Source organism: Actinomadura sp. KC345, from assembly GCF_004348515.1.
Taxonomy (GTDB): domain Bacteria; phylum Actinomycetota; class Actinomycetes; order Streptosporangiales; family Streptosporangiaceae; genus Spirillospora.
The window spans coordinates 34,871-53,265 of record NZ_SMKH01000004.1 but is presented as its reverse complement, the minus strand read 5'-3'; the positions used below and the strand labels follow the sequence as shown (position 1 = coordinate 53,265).

17 protein-coding genes and 1 pseudogene are annotated in these 18,395 nt (G+C 73.7%); 8 read left to right on the top strand and 10 right to left on the bottom strand.

Translation table 11 applies throughout. From position 1 onward, the window contains the following. Positions 1-60: 60 nt before the first annotated feature. From E1281_RS01400 to E1281_RS01380, 5 genes are read right to left on the bottom strand one after another with little or no spacing between them, the layout of a single operon-like run. The gene (locus E1281_RS01400) at positions 61-1,599 is read right to left on the bottom strand and encodes an AMP-binding protein (RefSeq protein ID WP_131875254.1); all 1,539 of its coding nucleotides are present in this window, start codon (positions 1,597-1,599) and stop codon (positions 61-63) included. Positions 1,600-1,617: 18 nt separating this feature from the next. Then, positions 1,618-2,745, bottom strand: coding sequence for a thiolase (locus E1281_RS01395; RefSeq protein WP_131875253.1), 1,128 nt, complete (start codon positions 2,743-2,745; stop codon positions 1,618-1,620). Further along, the gene (locus tag E1281_RS01390) at positions 2,745-3,164 is read right to left on the bottom strand and encodes a Zn-ribbon domain-containing OB-fold protein (protein ID WP_131875252.1); all 420 of its coding nucleotides are present in this window, start codon (positions 3,162-3,164) and stop codon (positions 2,745-2,747) included. Before E1281_RS01390 ends, E1281_RS01395 begins: the two co-directional genes overlap by 1 nt. Then, positions 3,161-4,021 (bottom strand): MaoC family dehydratase, encoded by an 861-nt coding sequence (locus E1281_RS01385; RefSeq protein ID WP_131875251.1) that lies wholly within the window; start codon positions 4,019-4,021, stop codon positions 3,161-3,163. Before E1281_RS01385 ends, E1281_RS01390 begins: the two co-directional genes overlap by 4 nt. Before the next feature lie 4 nt (positions 4,022-4,025). After that, positions 4,026-4,928, bottom strand: a complete 903-nt coding sequence (locus E1281_RS01380) for an SDR family NAD(P)-dependent oxidoreductase (protein WP_131875250.1) — start codon at positions 4,926-4,928, stop codon at positions 4,026-4,028. Between the two features lie 57 nt (positions 4,929-4,985). Here E1281_RS01380 and E1281_RS01375 point away from each other — a divergent pair. Next, positions 4,986-5,897: pseudogene (locus E1281_RS01375) on the top strand (LysR family transcriptional regulator); the annotation flags it as partial. On the opposite strand, the gene E1281_RS41645 reads toward E1281_RS01375, so the two are convergent. The 4 genes from E1281_RS41645 to E1281_RS01355 all read right to left on the bottom strand — a co-directional run bounded on the left by E1281_RS41645 (position 5,863) and on the right by E1281_RS01355 (position 9,756). Further along, positions 5,863-6,852, bottom strand: a complete 990-nt coding sequence (locus E1281_RS41645) for a LysR family transcriptional regulator (protein ID WP_279433574.1) — start codon at positions 6,850-6,852, stop codon at positions 5,863-5,865. The pseudogene E1281_RS01375 and the gene E1281_RS41645 overlap by 35 nt on opposite strands. A gap of 45 nt (positions 6,853-6,897) precedes the next feature. After that, positions 6,898-8,088, bottom strand: coding sequence for an acyl-CoA dehydrogenase family protein (locus tag E1281_RS01365; RefSeq protein ID WP_131875247.1), 1,191 nt, complete (start codon positions 8,086-8,088; stop codon positions 6,898-6,900). Positions 8,089-8,117: 29 nt separating this feature from the next. After that, positions 8,118-8,711, bottom strand: a complete 594-nt coding sequence (locus E1281_RS01360) for an enoyl-CoA hydratase-related protein (RefSeq protein ID WP_207943034.1) — start codon at positions 8,709-8,711, stop codon at positions 8,118-8,120. 97 nt (positions 8,712-8,808) lie between these two features. Next, the gene (locus tag E1281_RS01355; protein WP_165958740.1) at positions 8,809-9,756 is read right to left on the bottom strand and encodes an LLM class flavin-dependent oxidoreductase; all 948 of its coding nucleotides are present in this window, start codon (positions 9,754-9,756) and stop codon (positions 8,809-8,811) included. A 171-nt stretch (positions 9,757-9,927) separates the two neighbouring features. Here E1281_RS01355 and E1281_RS01350 point away from each other — a divergent pair, with 171 nt between their 5' ends. The 7 genes from E1281_RS01350 (at position 9,928) to E1281_RS01320 (ending at position 17,511) form a co-directional block, all read left to right on the top strand. After that, positions 9,928-10,761, top strand: coding sequence for an ABC transporter ATP-binding protein (locus tag E1281_RS01350; RefSeq protein WP_131875245.1), 834 nt, complete (start codon positions 9,928-9,930; stop codon positions 10,759-10,761). Next, complete coding sequence (locus E1281_RS01345; RefSeq protein WP_131875244.1) at positions 10,758-11,630, top strand: ABC transporter permease; 873 nt, start codon at positions 10,758-10,760, stop codon at positions 11,628-11,630. Before E1281_RS01350 ends, E1281_RS01345 begins: the two co-directional genes overlap by 4 nt. A 114-nt stretch (positions 11,631-11,744) precedes the next feature. Beyond that, positions 11,745-12,977 (top strand): acyl-CoA dehydrogenase family protein, encoded by a 1,233-nt coding sequence (locus tag E1281_RS01340; protein ID WP_131875243.1) that lies wholly within the window; start codon positions 11,745-11,747, stop codon positions 12,975-12,977. Between the two features lie 3 nt (positions 12,978-12,980). After that, positions 12,981-14,168, top strand: coding sequence for a thiolase family protein (locus E1281_RS01335; RefSeq protein ID WP_279433573.1), 1,188 nt, complete (start codon positions 12,981-12,983; stop codon positions 14,166-14,168). Positions 14,169-14,205: 37 nt separating this feature from the next. Further along, entirely contained in the window at positions 14,206-14,985 is a 780-nt protein-coding gene (locus E1281_RS01330; protein WP_131875242.1) for an SDR family NAD(P)-dependent oxidoreductase, read from the top strand. 44 nt (positions 14,986-15,029) lie between these two features. Continuing rightward, positions 15,030-16,340 carry an acyl-CoA dehydrogenase family protein gene (locus E1281_RS01325; protein ID WP_165958739.1) on the top strand — a complete coding sequence of 437 codons (1,311 nt, stop codon included), beginning with the start codon at positions 15,030-15,032 and terminating at the stop codon, positions 16,338-16,340. A 1-nt stretch (position 16,341) separates the two neighbouring features. After that, positions 16,342-17,511, top strand: coding sequence for an acyl-CoA dehydrogenase family protein (locus tag E1281_RS01320; RefSeq protein ID WP_131875240.1), 1,170 nt, complete (start codon positions 16,342-16,344; stop codon positions 17,509-17,511). A 95-nt stretch (positions 17,512-17,606) separates the two neighbouring features. On the opposite strand, the gene E1281_RS01315 is transcribed toward E1281_RS01320, so the two are convergent. Next, positions 17,607-18,356 carry an IclR family transcriptional regulator gene (locus E1281_RS01315; protein WP_165958738.1) on the bottom strand — a complete coding sequence of 250 codons (750 nt, stop codon included), beginning with the start codon at positions 18,354-18,356 and terminating at the stop codon, positions 17,607-17,609. Positions 18,357-18,395 lie beyond the last annotated feature (39 nt).

Here is an 18,395-nt window from a genome sequence, read left to right as displayed (position 1 = left end):
CCGCTGCCCACAAGGCGGCGTCGGATGCGGTCGGGCGCCAGGGCGCGCCGTCCGGGGCCGTCACGGCATCCGGGACGCGGCGCTCTCCCGTACCTCGCGGCGCAGCAGCTTCCCCGCCGCCGACCGCGGCAGCGCCGCCGTGAACGCCCAACTGCGCGGGACCTTGTAGCCGGCGATGCGGACGCGGAGCTCGGCGTCCAGCGACGCCGCGACCTCGTCGTGGGTCCCCGGGCGGTCGGCGACGACGACCGCGTGCACGCTCTCGCCCCACTTCTCGTCCGGCCGGCCGACGACGCACGCGTCCGCCACTCCCGGGAGCTCCAGCAGCGCGTGCTCGATCTCCGCGGGATAGATGTTCACGCCCCCGCTGATGATCATGTCGGCCGACCGGTCCGAGAGGTAGAGGTAGCCGTCCTCGTCGAGCCGGCCGAGGTCGCCGAGCGTGACGTGCCCGTCCAGGCGCGACGCGGCCGTCTTCTCTGGATCACCGAGGTAGACGAAGGCGAGCTGCTCGTTCCTGAAGTACACGGTGCCGACCTGGCCGACCGGCACCTCCCGGTGGTCCTCGTCCAGGATACGCAGGCTCACGTGGGGCAACGGGCGCCCGACGCTGCCGACGTGGGTGAGCCACTCCTGCGACGTGATCACGGTGGCCGCGCCCTCGGTGCCGCCGTACAGCTCGACCAGGACCGGACCGAGCCAGTCGATCATGGCCTGCTTGACGTGCGGGGGGCACGGCGCGGCGGTGTGGACGACGGACCGGATGCTCCCGACCTGGAGCGCGGCGCGCTCCTCCTCGGGCAGGGCGACGAGCTCCTGCATCATCAGCGGGACGAGGTAGAGCCACGTCACGCCGTGCTCGGCGATCGCTTCGAGGGCCCGCTCGCGGTTCCACCGTTCGAGCAGCACGACCCGGTGGCCGACGTCGAGCGCCTGGTCGGCGTAGGCGAGCGGCGAGGCGTGGTACATCGGGGCCAGCCCGAGGAACACGCCGTCCTCGTGGTCCGCGCCGTAGCGGCGGGCCCGGGCCAGGGCCGCGCCGGCGGCCTCGGCCGGGCTGATCCCGCGCAGCGGGCGCCGCACGCCCTTGGGGCGGCCGGTCGTGCCGGAGGTGTAGAGCATGCGGTTGCCGGCCGCCCGGTCGCGCGGGGGCGCCGCGGACGCCGCGGCGACGGGGCCGGCCAGCCGGGACGGGCCGCCCCGCGGCGCGACCGCGAGGACGAAGACCGCCTCGTCCGGCAGCCCGGCTTCCGCGGCGGCCTCCTCGGCGAGTCCGACGAACGGTTCGGCGGTGAAGAGGATCTTCGCCCCGGAGTCGCCCAGGATGTAGGCGATCTCCGAGGCCGTGAGATGCCAGTTGACGGGGGTGAGGTACAGCGGGAGCTGCGCCGCGCCGCGGACCAGCGCCATGAGCTGGTAGGAGTTCGGCAGCAGGCAGGCGACGGTGTCCTCGGGAGCGAGCCCGCGGCCCCAGAGGAAGTTGCCGATGCGGTGGGCGTCGTCCCGCGTCTCACCGTAGGTGATCTGCTGGCCGTCGGTGTGGACGACGGCGACCCGCGCCGGGTCGTTGTCGGCGTACTCGAAGAAGTTGCGCACCATGGGTCTCCCGCAGTGGTCTCAGTCTCGCACGAGGAGGAGGACGGAGGAGGCCGTGAACATCCCGCCGTACCCGAGGACGGCGCTCGTGCTCACCCCTGGCACCTGGGCCGCGGCCTCGTGGCGCAGCTGGCGGACGGCCTCCTGGATGGCGAACATGCCGTACATCCCGGTGTGGGTGTAGGCGAGGCCGCCTCCGTTGGTGTTGAGCGGGAGGGAGCCGCCCGGCGAGGTCTCTCCGGCGGCGACCAGCTCGGCCGCCTCGCCCGCCGCCGCCAGCCCGAGGCACTCCAGCCCGATCAGCGGCAGGTGCGCGAAGGCGTCGTACACCATGACGTGGCCGATCTCGGACCGCCCGATCCGCGCCTCCGCGAAGGCGTCGTCGGCGGCGCGCCGGGCCGCGGAGTCCCCGGCCGGGTCGGGCGCCTGGGCCACCAGGAGGGGATCGGAGCCCTCGCCCGTCCCGAGCACCCTCACGGACCGCCGGAGCTGCTCCGCCGTGGCGTGCCGGGACGCGGTGACCACCAGTCCGCCGCCGCCGTCGGTCAGCATGCAGACCATGGGGACGGTGAACGGCCACGCGAGGGCCGGCGCCGCCAGTACGTCGCCGACGGTCACCAAATCCCGCCGCCCGGCCCGCGGGACCCGGGAGGACCAGCGGCGCTGCGCGACGACGACCTGCGCCAGAGCGGTCTCGTCGAGACCGTTGTCGTGGAGGTGGCGCAAGGCGGGGAGGGTGAAACGGGTGTACGGCGGCCGGGCGCCGTACGGCTCCTCGAACTGGCCGGTCCACGACCGGGGGTCCCGCGGCCGCGGCACGGTGCCGGTGCGCGACCGGCCGGACTCGCCGTGGGTGACCAGCACCCGGGTGGCGTGCCCCGCGGCGATCGCCGCGGCGGCGTGGCGCACGTGCATGAGGAAGGAGCAGCCGCCCACGTTGGTGGAGTCGACCCAGCGAGGCGTGATCCCGAGCGCGTGGGCGACGCCGTGGGGCGAGTAGGCGCCGGCGACGCCGTCGATCTGGGCCGGTTCCAGGCCGGCGTCGGCGAGCGCCCGCAGCCCGCCTTCGACGTTCAGCCCCAGCACGGACTGGCCGGGGTTGCGGCCGAGCACGTCGGTCTCGGCGGCGCCGACGATGATCGCGTCCATCACGCTCCCTCCGGCCGGGCCGGCGCGAACACCGGAAGGTTCACGTCCTCGCGCTCGATCCAGCGGAGCTCGACGTCCATGTCGAGGGGGAGGGCCGACGGGTCGGCGGGCACGTCCACGATGCGGGTGGTCATCCGGACGCCTTCCTCAAGCTCCACGATGGCCAGGACGAAGGGGGCCTCGTCGGCGAAGGGCGGCTCGGGCCGGTGCACGATGACGTAGGAGTACAGCCGCCCGCGCCCGCTGCACGGGGTCCAGGTCAGGTCCGTCGAACCGCAGGCGCAGATCGCCCGCGGGTGCTGCGAACCGGTACCGCAGCCGTCGCAGCGGTGGTGCACCAGCTCGCGGCGCCGCGCCGCCTCCCAGTAGGGCAGCGTCTCGGGCGTCGGCCGCGGGACCGGCCTGGGCTCGCCGCTCATCCGGCCGCCCGCGGGTGCAGCGCCAGCTCGCCGCGGTCGACGACGGTACGCGCGCCGACCGAGGTCGTGTGCGCCCAGGTGTCCGGCCCGGTCCGCCAGGCGCGGACCGTGAGCCTGTCTCCCGGGACGACCGGCGCCCGGAACCGCCCGGAGTACGACGCCACCCGGCCCAGCGGGTCGGCATGACCGGCCGCGCCCAGCTCGCGGAGCAGGATCCGGGCGGCGACGCCCCAGGTGCACAGCCCGTGCAGGATCGGCCGCTCGAACCCGGCGCGCCGCGCGAACGCGGGGTCGCTGTGCAGGGGGTTGCGGTCGCCGCACAGGCGGTAGAGGAGCGCCTGGCCCGGGTCCGTCGGCGCCTCGGCGACGAGGTCGGGTTCGCGGTCGGGCACCGGGTCGCCCTCCGTGCCGCGCTCCGGCTCGCCCCAACCCTGGCCGCGCAGGAAGAGCGACGTCAGCGCGGAGAACACCGCGGAGCCCGTGGCGCGGTCCGTGCCGGCGGCCTCGATCTCCACCAGGGCGCCGGAGCCCTTGTCGGCGATGCGCGCCACGGTCGAGACGACCTCGACCTCGCCGGCGACGGGCAGCGGGCCGGGGAGCGCGACCCGCTGCGCGCCGTGGACGGTGGCGTGGGAGGGCCAGTCGCCGAGCCGGTCGCGCAGCGGCCGGCTGCCGCCGGCGAGCAGGGCGGCGTACGTCGGCAGCATCCGCTGGGCCACGCCCTCGGAGTTCTCGGTGACCAGATCGAGCTGGTCGGGGCCGGCGCCCAGCGCGAGCGAGTAGAGGAGCGCGTCGTCCGACGTCCACGCGCGGGTGTACGGCGCCGAGCGGGCGCCCACGGAGGTGCGGTCGAGCATCGGCTCAGCCCCGCATGCCGGCGTTGGGGCGGGCCGTCGCGAGGAGTCCGCGCAGCGTCGCGTCGAGTTCGGTGAGGTCCTCGCTCGGCGCGGCGGGGGTGCCGTGCTCCCAGCCCGCGGCCACCGACAGGCGCCTGCCGGAGGTCAGGAACACCCGGCCGGTCACGCCGTCGGAGCGCCGCGACGCGAGCCACTCGACCACCGCGGCGGGGAAGCCGGGGGAGCGGGACGGGTCGCCGGGGTCGCGGTCGCCGCCGAGCGCGGCGGTCATCCGCGTCGCGGCGCCCGGCGAGACGCAGTTCGCGGTGACGCCGTAGCGGCCCAGTTCGAGGGAGGCGACGATCGTCATGGCGGCGATGCCGGCCTTGGCCGCCGCGTAGTTGGCCTGGCCGGCGTTGCCGAAGAGGCCGGAGACGGAGGTCGTGTTGATCAGGCGTCCGACGCGCCCGGGACGCTCGCCGTGGCGCTCGCGCCAGTGCTTCGCGGCGTGGTGGGTGGTGGCGAAGGTGCCCTTGAGGTGCACCTGGATCACCGAGTCCCACTCGGCCTCCGTCATGCGGGCGATCGTCCGGTCGCGCAGAACTCCGGCGTTGTTGACCAGGATGTCGAGGTCGCCGAAGGTGTCGGCGGCCAGCCCGACGAGCTGCGCCGCCCCTTCCCAGGCCGAGACGTCGTGGGCGCTGGCGACGGCCCGACCGCCGGCCGCGCGGATCTCGGCGGCCACCGCGTCCGCGGGCGCCGTGCCGTCGGCCTCACCGTCGAGGGCGACCCCCAGGTCGTTCACGACGACGGCGGCGCCCGCGCGGGCGAGGCGGCGGGCGTACTCGGCGCCGAGGCCGCGACCGGCGCCGGTCACGATGGCGACCCGGCCGGAGCAGGATCCGTCGGTGGAGAGCGCAGTGGTCATCAGGGAGTGGTCCTCTCGCCGCCGTGCCGGGACGCGGCGGCAACGGAGTCGCGGGTCATGGCCGCACTCTTCCGGCCGGTCGCGACCGGTGACAAAGACCTGATCCCGGTGGCCGCGATTGCCGGAGCCTATGGGTCGGCCGCGGGTCGGCCGGGGGGACGCGGCTACCGTGGGAGCGTGGACCTGCGGCTGCTCCGGTTCTTCGTGGCGATCATCGACCACGGCGGCGTCACCCGTGCCGCGGAGGCGCTGTACGTCGCGCAGCCGTCGGTCTCGCAGGCGCTGCGGACCCTGGAGCAGCGCCTCGGGGTCAGCCTGTTCGAGCGTGTCGGGCGGGGCCTGCGGCTCACCGACGCCGGCCGTGAACTCGAGGTTCGGGCCCGGTCCGTCCTCGCCGAGGTCGAGGAGGCGCGGGTCCGGGTCGACCGGGTGGCGCGGCTCGACGCCGGACGCCTCACCGTCGCGGCGGCCTCGACCCTGGCGATCCACCCGCTCGGCCCCTGGGTGAAGCGCCTGCTGGACGCCCGGCCGGGCCTGCGGGTGCATGTCGGCGAGCCCGGTTCCGTCCCGGCGGTGCTGGCCGAGATCACGGACGGCGCGGCCGAGATCGGCCTGGTCGAGCTGCCCGTCCACAGGGCCTCGCTCCAGACGGTCGAGCTGGCGCGGGAGGAGCTGGTCATCGCGGCCGGCCCCGGCCTGGCCGAGGGACTCCCGGACCCGCTGCCGCGCTCGCTGGTCCGGGACCTGCCGTCGGGGGCGCTCGCGCGGGCGTCCGGCGGCCGGACGGCCAGCGAGCGGACCATGGCCGAGGTCCTGGGGGAGCCGCGGCTGCGCAGTGCGCAGCGCCGCCTGCTGTGGGAGCTCGTGGCCCAGGACGTCCTGGTCACCTTCGTCTCGCGCGCCGTCGCCGAGCGGCTCCTCCCGGACGCGGAGCTCAGATCCCTGGATCCGCCGGTGTTCCGCCGGGTCGGGCTGGCCCATCGTCCGGAGCGGCTGACGCCGGCGGCCCGGGCGCTGCTGGAGATCGCGTTGTCGCCGCGTACGCGGAGGCCACGAAGAGGCGGGCCACCGGCGATGTCGTCCGGGGATCCCAGGCCAGGCCGACCGTGAGGTCGGTGGCTCCGCGCAACGGGGCCAGGCGTGCTCCGGACCGCGCCGCCTCCGCAGCCCGGCGCGAACCGAGCAGCGTCGCCGCGATGCCCTCCAGCATCCAGGCGGTACGGGTCTCCTGCTGCCCGACGACCGCCCGCCGGACGAGGTGCGGGGCGCTCTCCTCGACCATCGCCGCCATGCCGGCGGACAGGACCGGACGCGGCGGCATCAGGACGAGCGGTACGTCGTGCAGCTCGGCGAGGCCGATCGGCGGCTCCCGGCCGGCGGCGGCCGGTTCCTCCCCGGAGCCCGGGGGATGGACGACGTAGACGTCGTACGCGCCGAGCGGCAACGTCGCGAGCCGGTCGCCGGCGCGCCCGGCGTCGAGCGGGAGGCGGGTCGCGACGATCTCCGCCGTGCCGGAGGCGAGGACCTCCGCGGCCTCCTGCTCCGAGCCGAGTTCCCGGACGTGCGCGACCGTCTCCGGGTTCGCCCGCAGGAACGCCGCGAGGACCTCGGCCAGCGGGCCGTTGAGCGCCGGCGGCAGGACCGCGATGTCGAGCCTCGGCGCGCTGCGGCGCGGTTCGGCGGAGACCGCGGCCTCGGCCTGCCGGGTCTCCCGCAGGATCCTGCGCGCGGGACCGAGGAGGCCGTGACCGGCCGAGGTCAGCGTCATGCCCCGGCCGGTCCGGTGGAACAGGAGCGCGCCGAGCTCCTTCTCCAGTGCGTGCACCGACTGGGAGACGGTCGACTGGGTCACGTCGAGCGCCGTCCCCGCGCCGCTGATGCTCCGCGCCTCGGCGACCGCGACGAAGTAGCGGAGCTGCTGCAGCTCGATGACCGACCTCCCTGCCCGCCTGCGCTTACCCGGCCGAAACTACAGTCCCAGCGACTTGGCGATGATGACGCGTTGGACCTCGTTGGTGCCGCCGTAGATCCGGGAGATGCGCGCGTCGGTGAACATCCGGGCGATCTCGTACTCCCGCATGAACCCGTACCCGCCGTGCAGCTGCAGGCACCGGTCGATCACCCGGTTCTGCGTCTCGGTGCAGTAGACCTTGACCGCGGACGCCTCGGCGGCGGTGAGCCGGCCCGCCTCGTGCGCGCGCATGGCCCGGTCCAGCAGGGCGCGCCCGGCGGTCACCTCCACATGGCAGGAGGCGAGCTTGAACTTCGTGTTCTGGAAGGACGACACCGGCTGACCGAACGCCGTGCGGTCCTTGACGTAGGAGAGCGTGATCCGCAGTGCCTTCTCGGCCGAGACCTGGGAGCCGAGGGCGATGCCGAGCCGCTCCTGGACCAGGTTGTGCGCGAGGTAGCGGAACGCCTGGCCCTCCTCGCCGAGGAGGTGGTCCGCGGGGACGGCGACGTCGTCGAAGAAGAGCTCGGCCGTGTCGGTGGCCTTGAGCCCGATCTTCTCCAGGTTGCGGCCCCGGCCGAAGCCCTCGCTGTCGGCGTCGACGACGAGGAGGGACAGGCCGGCCCGGCGGTCGGCGTGCTCGCTGGTGCGCGCCACGACGACCACCAGGTCGGCGTTGATGCCGCCGGTGATGAACGTCTTGCCGCCGGACAGCACCCAGTGGCCGCCTTCGAGCCGTGCCGTCGTGCGGATGCCGGCCAGGTCCGAGCCGGTGCCGGGCTCGGTCATCGCGATGGCGCCCATCCTCCGTCCCGCGGCCATGTCGGGCAGCCAGCGCCGCTTCTGCTCCTCGGTCCCCTCGCGCAGGATGTAGGGGATGACGAGGTTCATGTGCGTCGCCGCGCCGCCGAGCGAGACGCCCGCCCTGGCGCACTCCTCCGACCACACCGACGAGTAGAGGAAGCCGCCCTCCCCGCCGCCGCCGTACTCCGCCGGCACGCGGAGGCCGAGCATCCCGAGGTCCCCGAGCCTCTGGTAGAGCTCGTGCGGAACGCACCCTGCGGCCTCCCATTCGGGGAAGTGCGGGACGACCTCCTTCGCGAGGAAGGCCCGCACCGACCGCCGGAAGGCCTCGTGCTCCTCGTGGTAGATCGACTCGTGGTAGATCGACTCGTGGTGGGTCGACTCTTGCTGGGCCGACGTCGGCATCGCGTGTCTCCTTGGTTGCTCGGGCGGGGTCAGCCGCGCCAGCGGCCGGTGAAGGCGGGGCGTTCGCCCTGGGCGAGCGCCTCCCGGGCGGTCGGGGAGTCGGTCCCGATGTTGACCACCTGGGCGGTGTTCTCGGCCGCGACGGCCTCCCGGAACGACCGCTCGTGGGAGTGGTTGAGCAGTTCCTTGTCGAGCCGTACGGCGACGGGCGGGGCCGCGGCGAGGCGCAGCGCCAGGTCGTCGGTGAGCGGGCCGGCCTCGTTCGGCGGGACGAGCCAGGTCACCAGGCCGAGCCGGTGGGCCTCCCGCGCGTCGAGCGTCTCGGCCAGGTAGGCGAGCCGCTTGGCCGTCTGCAGGCCGACCACCCGGGGAAGCAGCCACGACGATCCGGTGTCGAGCGAGAGCCCGCGGCGGGAGAACGCGGTCCCGAAGTGCCCGCCCGCTCCGGTCAGCACCAGCACGCGCGCCTCCGACCGGGTCACCGCCTCCAGGTGCCCGGCCAGGACGGTCCACGCGTCCCGGTCCATCGCGTTGCGGACGGCCGGGCGGTCGATCGTGATGGTGGCCACGGAGCCCTCGAAGGCCAGCCGGACCTCGTCGCCGGGACTGCTCTCCTGCTTCACGCCGCCATTCAAGGGGGCCGTGGCGCTCGCCGGCCAAGACCTGCCGCCGAACCCGGGGGAGCGCCCTGCCTATGCGAGCACGCCTATGCGAGCACGCCTATGCGAGCATCCCGCCGATCAGGTCGATCTGGGGCAGTGCGTCCTCGAAGAGCAGGGACAGGTAGATGCCGTCGACGTGCGCCGAGAGGTCCTCCAGCCGGGCCCGGCAGTCGTCCGCGCGTCCCACGACGGCGAAGCGGTCGAGCAGGTAGTCCTCGATGTCGGGCCGGTCCGCGAACATCGTCGCGTTCGAGGTGGCTCCGGAACGGCCGTGCGAGCCGTAGTCGTAGCCCGAGTAGCGCTCGGCCAGCACGCCGGCGTACTCCTCGGGCACGTTCTTCCCCTCGAAGGTCGACGCGAAGGCGAAGTGCGAGGCGCTCACCGCGCGCGGGACGAGGCGCCGCCGAAGCCCGCGCACCTCGTCGTCGTCGCGTCCGATGGCGATCCGCACCGACGCCCAGACCTCCGGCGGAGCGGCACCGGCGCCGCGGGCGGCGTGCGCGCGGTCGCGGATCGTGCGGAGGGCGACCGGGTCGGCGCCGACGCCGGCGATGACGCCGTCGGCCACGCGCCCCGCGGTGCGCGCGGTCGCGGGACCGCTGGCCGCGACGAGCAGGAAGGGGGCGACGCCGGACGCCCGCGCGGAATCGGCCACCGAGCGCCCGAACTCCTCCAGGCCGGCCAGGGAGGCGGGCCGGAGGCCGAAGGTGCGCACGGCCGAGTCGCCTCGGCCGAACCCGAGGCGGAACCGGCCGGGGTGGGCGGAGGTCAGGGCCCGCACGGCGCTGGCGTGCACCGACCAGTGCCGGGTCACGGGGTTGGTCACACTGGTGCTCACGACCAGCGAGGACGTCGCGCCGAGCGCGTCGGTGCAGGCGGAGTAGAGCTCACCGTAGTTGGGGGAGTCGCCGATCCCGATGCCCCACAGGCCGGCCGACTCGCACCGGGCGGCCACCTCCCGGGTCAGGCCGGGGGAGAGCGGGAGCCAGTTGGCGCACAGGCGCATGGGCGTTCCTTTCCGTCGGGCCTCTCCGTCGGCCCTTCCGGTGGGTGGTCGCCCTTGACACGGCCGCGGATCGCACACATGATTCATATCAGAGGAATTAGATTCCACTGAATAGAATCAAGTGTGGTCGTGACGACGCCGGCCGTTCGTGACGATGCTGAGAGGGGCCCAATGACTGAGGCCGTGCGCTCCGAGTCGCCCCCGACGGGGGACGTTGCGCCGATCGCTGACAAGATCCGCGTCGAGGGGGTGTCCTACCGGTACCGCCGTCGCGGACGGGAGGACGTCGTCGCCCTCGACGACGTCGACCTGACCGTCGCGCGCGGCGAGTTCCTCTCGGTCGCCGGGCCGTCCGGCTGCGGGAAGTCGACGCTGCTGCGGGTGCTCGCCGGGTTGCAGAAGCCCACGGACGGAGTCGTCCGGATCCACCACGAGCACCGGGACCGGCCGCTCGTCGCCCCGGTGTTCCAGGAGTACTCGATCTTTCCCTGGCGCACGGTCGAGGCGAACGTGCGCCTGGGGCTCGACGCCGCCGGGGTGGACCGCGCCGAGGCGCGCCGCCGCTCGCAGGAGTGGATCGAGCGGGTCGGCCTCGCCGGGTTCGAGAAGGTTCTTCCGGGCAACCTGTCCGGGGGCATGAAGCAGCGCGTCGCGCTGGCGCGCGCGTTCGTCGTCGAGCCCGAGATCCTGCTGATGGACGAGCCCTTCGCGGCGCTCGACGCGCAGCTGCGCAAGGTGCTCCAGGAGGAGCTCCTCGCCATCGTCCGCGAGCACAACCACACGGTCTTCTTCGTCACCCACAACCTCGACGAGGCGATCCTCCTCTCCGACCGGATCGCCCTGATGTCGGCCCGGCCGGGACGCGTGCGCCGCATCGTCGACGTCCCGTTCGCGCGCCCGCGGACGGCGCGGCTGAGGAAGGACCCGGAGTTCGGCCGGCTGGAGGAGGACCTCTGGGCCGACCTCAAAGACGACGTCGAGACGATGGAGGAGGCCGTCCGATGACCGTGCAGATGGACCGGGGCGTCTCCCGGAACGAGGGCGGCTGGGTCGAGCGCCGGCCCGACTCCAAGCAGCGGTCGACGGCGTCCCAGGCGAGGCGCGACGGCGTCCTGCGGCTGCTGCTCGGCCTCGTGCTCCCGGTCGGCGTGCTCGCCGCCTGGGAGATCTCGGCCCGCTCGGGCTGGATCGACGCGCGCTTCTTCAGCCAGCCGAGCGCGGTGGCGGCGAAGGCGCAGGAGGACCTGGCGAGCGGACTGCTCTGGTCCGAGCTCAAGATCACCATCTTCCGGCTGCTGACCGGCTACGTCGTCGGGTCGCTGGCCGGAATCCTCATCGGCCTCCTGATGAGCCAGGTGAAGGTGCTGCGCTGGATGCTCGAACCCCTGATCCGCGCGCTCTACGTCATCCCGAAGCTGGCGCTGCTGCCGCTGTTCCTGCTCCTCTTCGGGCTCGGCGAGGTGCCGAAGCTGGTCTTCATCTCGCTCGGCACGTTCTACATCGTCGCGTTCACGACGCTGTCCGCGGCGATGATGATCCCCACCGCGTTCCACGAGGTCGCGCGGTCCTACGGCCTGTCGCCCGGCCGGCGGTTCCGCTGGGTGATCGTCCCGGCGATCACGCCGCAGATCGTCTCCAGCCTCAAACTCGCCTCGGGCATCTCCATGCTGCTGGTCATCGCCGTCGAGTTCGTCAACGCCCACGAGGGACTCGGCTACTACACCTGGCACGCCTGGCAGGTCTTCGTCCCCGACCGGATGTACGTCGGCATCGTGACCATCTCGATCGTCGGCGTCCTGTTCAGCGGACTGGTCGGGGCGCTCGGCTCCCGGATGACGCGCTGGGCGGACAGCGAGTACGCCCAGAGCCGCTGACCCGGACGGCCACCGCAAACGCACATCTCATCCACCATGCAGGCCCCGCGGGCGCTCGGCGACGAGCGCCGGCGAGGTCCTGCGCTCCCCGCAGACGGGAAAGCAGCACAGCGCATGACCACACCACGTGAGCCGAAGCCCGCCGACCCGGCCCCCGCCGCGCAGCCGACCGACGTGTCCGAGCTGCGGGAGGTCGCCCGCCAGGTCGCGGAGAAGCGATACGCCCCCCACGCCGAGCAGTGGGACCGGGACCGGACCGCCCTCACCCATGACGAGCGGCGCTACCTGGGGTCCCTCGGATGGCTGGGCATCGCCCTCCCCGAGGAGTACGGGGGCGCCGGAGGGACGTTCGCCGAAGCCCTGGCCGTGGTGGAGGAGCTGGCCAAGGTATGGCCCCCGGCGGCCTTCCAGGTCTTCGAGGCCAACGTCGGGCCGGCGCAGCACCTGGTGCGGCTCGGCACCGAGGAGCAGAAGCGGCGGTTCCTGCCCGGCGTGGTCAGCGGGGACAACGCGATGGCCATCGGCATCTCCGAGCCGGACGCCGGATCGGCCGCCACCGACATGGTCACCCGCGCGGAGATCAGAGGCGACACCGTCGTGGTGCGCGGCCTGAAGCGCTGGATCTCCAACGGCGGGGACGCCGACCGCTACCTCGTCTACTGCCGGATGGACGACACGCCGGGCGCCAAGGGCATCGGAGCCGTGATCGTCGAGGCCGACCGCGAGGGCGTCTCGTTCGGGGCCCGCGAGCGGCTGATGGGCTTCCGGGGCCTGCCGTCCGCGGACGTGATCCTCGACGACGTGCAGGTCCCGGTCGAGAACATCGTCGCCCGGCCCCCCGACGGCTTCCGCGACCTCTTCTCGATGTTCTCCATCGAACGGCTGGGCAACACCACGATGAGCCTCGCCCTGGGGCAGGCCGCGCTGGACAAGACCATCGCCTACGTCCAGGAGCGCGAGCAGTTCGGCCGGCCCATCGCGGAGTTCCAGTCGGTCCAGGTCGGCCTCGCGGACATGCTCCTGGAGGTCGAGTCGGTGCGCATGCTCCGCGACCGCGCGGTGGCCGGGCTCGACGCCGGCGCCCCGAGCACCCTGCACGTCTCGCTCGCCAAGTGCGCCGCCAACGAGATGGCCAAGCGCGTCACCGACATGGCGATGATGCTGCACGGCGCGAACGGCTACACCGAGGAGTACGGCCTGGAGCGGCTGCACAGGGACGCGCACGGCTGGGCGCTCGCCGGCGGCACCCCCAACATCCAGCGCACCCGCATCGCCTCCGAGCTGCTCGGGCGCTCCTTCGACCAGCGCCCGGCGCGCAGGGCCGCCGTCGGCGGACGGGGGGCCTGAGCCGTGGCCGAGCTTCGCGACGTCGTCATCGTCGACGGGTGCCGCACCCCGATGGGCAAGGGCAAGCCGGGGGGTGCGCTGAGCGGCCTCCACCCCGTCGAGCTCCTCGCCCAGACCCTCACCCACCTCCTCTCGCGGACGTCCATCGACCCGGGCATCGTCGGCGACGTCATCGTGGGCTGCGTCAGCCAGGCGGGAGAGCAGTCCGCGACGCCCGGCCGGATGGCCTGGCTGTCCGCGGGCCTTCCCGTCCACGTCCCGTCCACCACGGTCGAGCGCAAGTGCGGCTCGGGGCAGCAGGCGATCGAGTTCGCCGCGCAGGGCATCGCCACGGGCCTGCACGACGTCGTCATCGCCGCGGGGGTCGAGTCGATGAGCCGCGTCCCGATGGGGAGCGCCCGCATCGGGCAGGACCCCTGGGGGCCCGGGGTCGCCGAGCGCTTCCGCCTCGTCCCGCAGGGCGTCGCCGCCGAAAGGGTCGCCGAGACCTGGGGCATCACCCGCGAGGAGCAGGACCGGCTCTCCGAAGCCTCCCACCGGCGGGCGCAGGCCACGGCCGAGTCCGGCGGCTTCGACGACGAGATCGTCCCGGTCACCCTCCCCGGCGGCGCGACGGTGACCGGCGACGAGACCATCCGCCCGTCCACGACGGCCGAGGCGCTCGCCGGGCTCAAGGCCGTCTTCGAGTCCGAGGAGTACGCCGACCTCCTGCCGGGCCGCACCTGGTCGGTCACCGCGGGGAACAGCTCCCAGCTCACCGACGGCGCGGCGGCCGTGCTGCTGATGAGCGCGGAGAGGGCCGGGCGGCTCGGCCTCACCCCGCGCGCTCGGATCACCGGCTCGTCGGTCGTCGGCGACGACCCCGCGATGATGCTGACCGGCCCCATCCCGGCGACCCGGCGGATCCTGGAGCGCACCGGCCTCGGGCTCGGCGACTTCGACGCGTTCGAGGTCAACGAGGCGTTCGCCTCCGTCCCGCTCGCCTGGGCCAGGGAGTTCGGAGCCGACCTCGCCCGCCTGAACCCGCGCGGCGGCGCGATCGCGCTCGGCCACCCGCTCGGCGCGAGCGGATGCCGCATCTTCGTCACGCTCCTGAACCACCTGGAGCAGACCGGCGGCACCCGCGGCCTCCAGACCATGTGCGAGGCCGGCGGCCTCGCGAACGCGACCGTCCTCGAACGGATCATCTGACGGCGCACCGCCGCCGACGACACGAAGGGCACAACGAATGGACATCCGGGGCAAGGCGGCACTCGTCACCGGAGCGGCGTCCGGCCTGGGCCGGGCGACCGCGCGGCAGCTGGCCGCCGCCGGGGCGCACGTCGTCCTCCTCGACCTGGAGGGCGGCGACGGCGAGCGCGTCGCCGCGGACCTCGGCGGGACCGCCGAAGGGCAGGTGCGGTTCGCCGCGGCCGACGTCACCGACTCCGACCAGGTCGCCGCGGCCGTGGCGGCCGCGGCCGAACTCGGCGAGCTCCGCGCGCTCGTGCACTGCGCCGGCCACGGCGGGCCCGTCCGGGTGGTCGAGAAGGACGGCGCGCCGGGCTCCATGGAGCGGTTCCAGAGCGTGATCGAGACCAACCTGGTCGGGTCCTTCAACGTGCTGCGGCACGCGGCGGCGGCGATGGTCGCCCTCGACGACCTGCCCGACGGCGAGCGCGGCGCGTGCGTGCTCACCGCCTCGGTCGCGGCCTGGGAGGGGCAGATCGGGCAGCTGCCGTACGCCGCCTCCAAGGCCGGCGTGGTCGGCATGACCCTCGTCGCAGCCCGGGATCTGGCCCGCAACCACGTCCGCGTCAACACGATCGCACCGGGCCTGTTCGACACCCCGATCCTGTCCCGCGTGCCGGAGGAGGTCCGAGGCCGCCTGGCCGCATCGATCCCGCACCCCGCGCGCCTGGGCGACCCCGCGGACTTCGCCTCCCTGGCCGCCCACATCCTCGCCAACCCCATGCTCAACGGCGAGACGATCCGGCTCGACGGCGCGATCCGGATGGCCCCCCGATGACGCCGAACGAGTCACCGCTCCCTCCCTCTGAAAGGCGACCTTCCATGAGCATCGACGCCACGACTCCCGCAGCCGGCCCCCCGACGGGGGACGGCCTGTCAGGGCAGGAGCCGATGTTCGACGCCGCCCGCGACGTCTGGGACCCGGCCGCGCTCGACCCCGAGCCGACGTATGACGGCCTGTGGGCCGAGCTCACGCCGCGTCAGCGCGAGATCCGGGAACTGGCCCGCGAGGTGGCCGTCCGCGAGCTCCGTCCGATGGCCGCCCACTGGGACGAGACCGAGGAGTTCCCGCGCAAGACCTTCGAGGCCGTCCTGGAGACCGGCCTCGTCGGCCTCACGGTTCCGAAGCGGTACGGCGGGCAGGGCGAGAGCCTGCTCGAGGGGTGCATCGTGGTGGAGGAACTGGCCCGCGCCTGCCTGAGCACCGCGATGTCGGTCCAGCCGTTCCTGAACGGCCCGTGGCGCGCGATCAACGTGCTCGGCACCGACGAGATGAGGAACCGGCTGCTCCCCGGGGTGGCCGACGGCACGAACCACTTCGCGATCGCCATGAGCGAGCCGGCCGCCGGCAGCGCCGGCACCGACATGAGGGCCACGCTGGCTCCGGACGGCGACGGGTTCCGGTTGACCGGCACCAAGTGCTGGATCACCGGTGGCCACGTCGCCGACACCATCATCGTGTTCGCCCGCCTGGCCGGGACCTCCGGCCCCTACGGCATCGGCGCCGTGGTGCTCACCGGGCGGCCCGACGGGATGGGCGAGTTCCACATCGACCCGAAGATGGGGATCCGGGGCGTCGCCGAGTGCATGGTGCATTTCGACAACGTGCGCATCGACCCGGAGGACGTCCTGGTCATGCCCGAGGAGCGCTCCAAGAGGGGCACCGGGATCCTCGTCAACCAGTTCAACCCCGAGCGGTGCGGCAACGCCGCCATGTGCACGGGTCTCGGCCAGGCCGCGCTCGACGCGAGCATCGGCCACCTCAACGCCCGCCGCCAGTTCGGCCGCCCGCTCGCGGATTTCCAGGGACTTCAATGGAAGATCGCCGACATGGCGCTGGACGTGCACGTGTCGCGCATGCTGGTGTGGCGGGCCGCCCGCAGCGGGGACGGGGGCTTCCCGGACCAGACGGAGACCCTCCTGGCCAAGCTCCACAGCAGCGAGATGGTGCAGCGGGTCACCAACACGGCCATCGGCGTCCACGGCGCCCGCGGCTACTCGCGCCGGTGGCCGGTGGAGCGCTACTTCCGCGACGGGCGCGGCCTCGTGATGGGCGGCGGGACGCCCGAGGTGATGCGCAACGTGCTCGGCGCCCAGATGCTCGGCGTCAGCGGCAGCCAGCGGAGGAAGTGACATGGCTCTGCGGCCCCAGCTGGACCGTGCGGTCTACGGTGCCGAGCACCGGGACTTCGGCGACATGGTCGGAGCCTTCCTGTGCAACGACGTGGCGCCGCGCGTCGCCGAGTTCGAGGCGGCGGGGATGGTGGACCGGGACGTCTACCGCGCCGCCGGAAGGCTCGGCCTGGCCGGCCTGCAGATCCCGGAGGAGTACGGGGGCGGCGGCCAGGACGGCTTCCTGTTCAACTGCGTCGCGACCGAGCGGGTCGCCTACGAGCGGGTGACCCTGGGCTCCCTGCGCGTCCACACCGACGTGGTCACGCCGTACGTGCTGTCCCTCGCGACCGATGAGCAGAGGGCCCGCTGGCTCCCCGGGATGGCGAGCGGCGAGCTGATGACGTCGATCGCCATGACCGAGCCGGGCACGGGCTCCGACCTGGCCGGCATGCGCACCACGCTGCGCCGGGACGGCTCCGACTGGATCCTCAACGGTGCGAAGACCTTCATCACCGGCGGCGCGCAGTCGGACCTGGTCCTCGTGGTCGCCCGCTCCTCGTCGTCCGACGACGACCGCCGCGCCGGGCTGACGATCGTCGTGGTCGAGGCGGGCATGCCGGGCTTCACCCGCGGCGCGAAGCTCGACAAGCTCGGCCTCAAGGCGCAGGACACGACCGAGCTGTTCTTCGACGACGTGCGCGTACCCGCGGCCAACGTGCTCGGCGAGGAGGGCCGGGCGTTCGGCTACCTGTCCTCCCACCTGGCTCAGGAGCGGCTGTCCATCGCGGTCAACTCGCAGGCCCAGGCCCTCGCGGCGCTGGACCTGACCTGCGACTACGTGCGCGACAGGGAGGTGTTCGGCCGGCAGCTCGGCGGGTTCCAGAACACCAGGTTCGTCCTCGCCGACCACGCCGCGCAGATCGCGGCCGGCCAGGCACTGGTCGACCAGGCCATGGCCCGGCACGAGCGGCGCGAGCTCGCCCCGGCGGCGGCGGCCCAGGTCAAGCTGTTCTGCACCGAGCTCCACGGCCGTGTGGCCGATGCCTGCCTCCAGATGCACGGCGGCTACGGCTACGTCTGGGAGCAGGACATCTGCCGGATGTACGCCGACGCGAGGGTCGCCCGCATCTACGGCGGGACCAGCGAGGTGATGAAGGGCATCATCGCCCGGACGCTCCAGCTGACCTGACCTGACGTGACCTGACGTGGAGGAGAGCGCCACGTGAAAGCCCCTGCCGCGCCGTCCTCGGACGGCGCGGCAGGGGCTCGGTGCGTCGTGCCCGGTCAGACCTCGCGGACGACGGCCGGTCGGCCGAGGCGGGTGCTCATCGCCTCCGCCTCCTGCAGCAGGGCTGCGGCGGCCTGGCCGCTGATCTCCTCGGCCCGCGTGGTCGGGATGGACACGCCGAGGGCGCCGACGACGTGTCCGGTGGCGTCGAAGACGGGCGCGGCGCACCCCCACAGGTCGGGCCAGCGCACCCCCGGGCCGGCCGCGTAGCCGCGCCGCCGGATCTCCGCCAGCACGGCCTCGACCTGCCCGGGGTCGCGGGGGTCGCCGCTCTCGGCCTGCTCGGCGAGGGCCTGCTCGACGGCCTGCTCGTCGAGCTGCGCCAGCACTGCCTGGCCGGTGGTGACCGCGAGGAGCCGGTAGCGCTGGCCGAGGCGCACATGCGCCCGGACCGGCTTGATCGGCTCCGAGTGGGCCGCGTAGGTCACCGAGCCCTGCTCGTACACGGCGTAGACCGAGGTCTCGTCCAGCTCGGCGGTCAGCCGGTCGGTGTGCTCGCGGGAGATCGCCAAGAGGCCGACCGACGTGTTGACCGCGCAGCCGAGCCGCCAGACCAGCATCGTCCCGCGCCAGGTCCGGTCGGCCTGCTGCGCGACATAGCCCTCGTCCGCCATCAGCCGGAGGATCCGCAGCAGTGTCGGAGGCGCCAGCTCGGTCCGCTCGCTGAGCACCTTGAGCGTCTGCGGACCGTGGTCGCAGACGGCTTCGAGCACCCGCAGCGTCCGTGCGATCGAACCCTCGGCCACCGCTCGGCCTCCTGAATCTCCTGGATCTCTGGGACGGTC

Coding starts and splice junctions, on each gene's coding strand:
- E1281_RS01400 (WP_131875254.1), bottom strand. CDS start 1,599: ATGGTGCGCAACTTCTTCGAGTACGCCGACAACGACCCGGCGCGGGTC.
- E1281_RS01395 (WP_131875253.1), bottom strand. CDS start 2,745: ATGGACGCGATCATCGTCGGCGCCGCCGAGACCGACGTGCTCGGCCGC.
- E1281_RS01390 (WP_131875252.1), bottom strand. CDS start 3,164: ATGAGCGGCGAGCCCAGGCCGGTCCCGCGGCCGACGCCCGAGACGCTG.
- E1281_RS01385 (WP_131875251.1), bottom strand. CDS start 4,021: ATGCTCGACCGCACCTCCGTGGGCGCCCGCTCGGCGCCGTACACCCGC.
- E1281_RS01380 (WP_131875250.1), bottom strand. CDS start 4,928: ATGACCACTGCGCTCTCCACCGACGGATCCTGCTCCGGCCGGGTCGCC.
- E1281_RS01365 (WP_131875247.1), bottom strand. CDS start 8,088: ATGCCGACGTCGGCCCAGCAAGAGTCGACCCACCACGAGTCGATCTAC.
- E1281_RS01355 (WP_165958740.1), bottom strand. CDS start 9,756: ATGCGCCTGTGCGCCAACTGGCTCCCGCTCTCCCCCGGCCTGACCCGG.
- E1281_RS01350 (WP_131875245.1), top strand. CDS start 9,928: ATGACTGAGGCCGTGCGCTCCGAGTCGCCCCCGACGGGGGACGTTGCG.
- E1281_RS01345 (WP_131875244.1), top strand. CDS start 10,758: ATGACCGTGCAGATGGACCGGGGCGTCTCCCGGAACGAGGGCGGCTGG.
- E1281_RS01340 (WP_131875243.1), top strand. CDS start 11,745: ATGACCACACCACGTGAGCCGAAGCCCGCCGACCCGGCCCCCGCCGCG.
- E1281_RS01330 (WP_131875242.1), top strand. CDS start 14,206: ATGGACATCCGGGGCAAGGCGGCACTCGTCACCGGAGCGGCGTCCGGC.
- E1281_RS01325 (WP_165958739.1), top strand. CDS start 15,030: ATGAGCATCGACGCCACGACTCCCGCAGCCGGCCCCCCGACGGGGGAC.
- E1281_RS01320 (WP_131875240.1), top strand. CDS start 16,342: ATGGCTCTGCGGCCCCAGCTGGACCGTGCGGTCTACGGTGCCGAGCAC.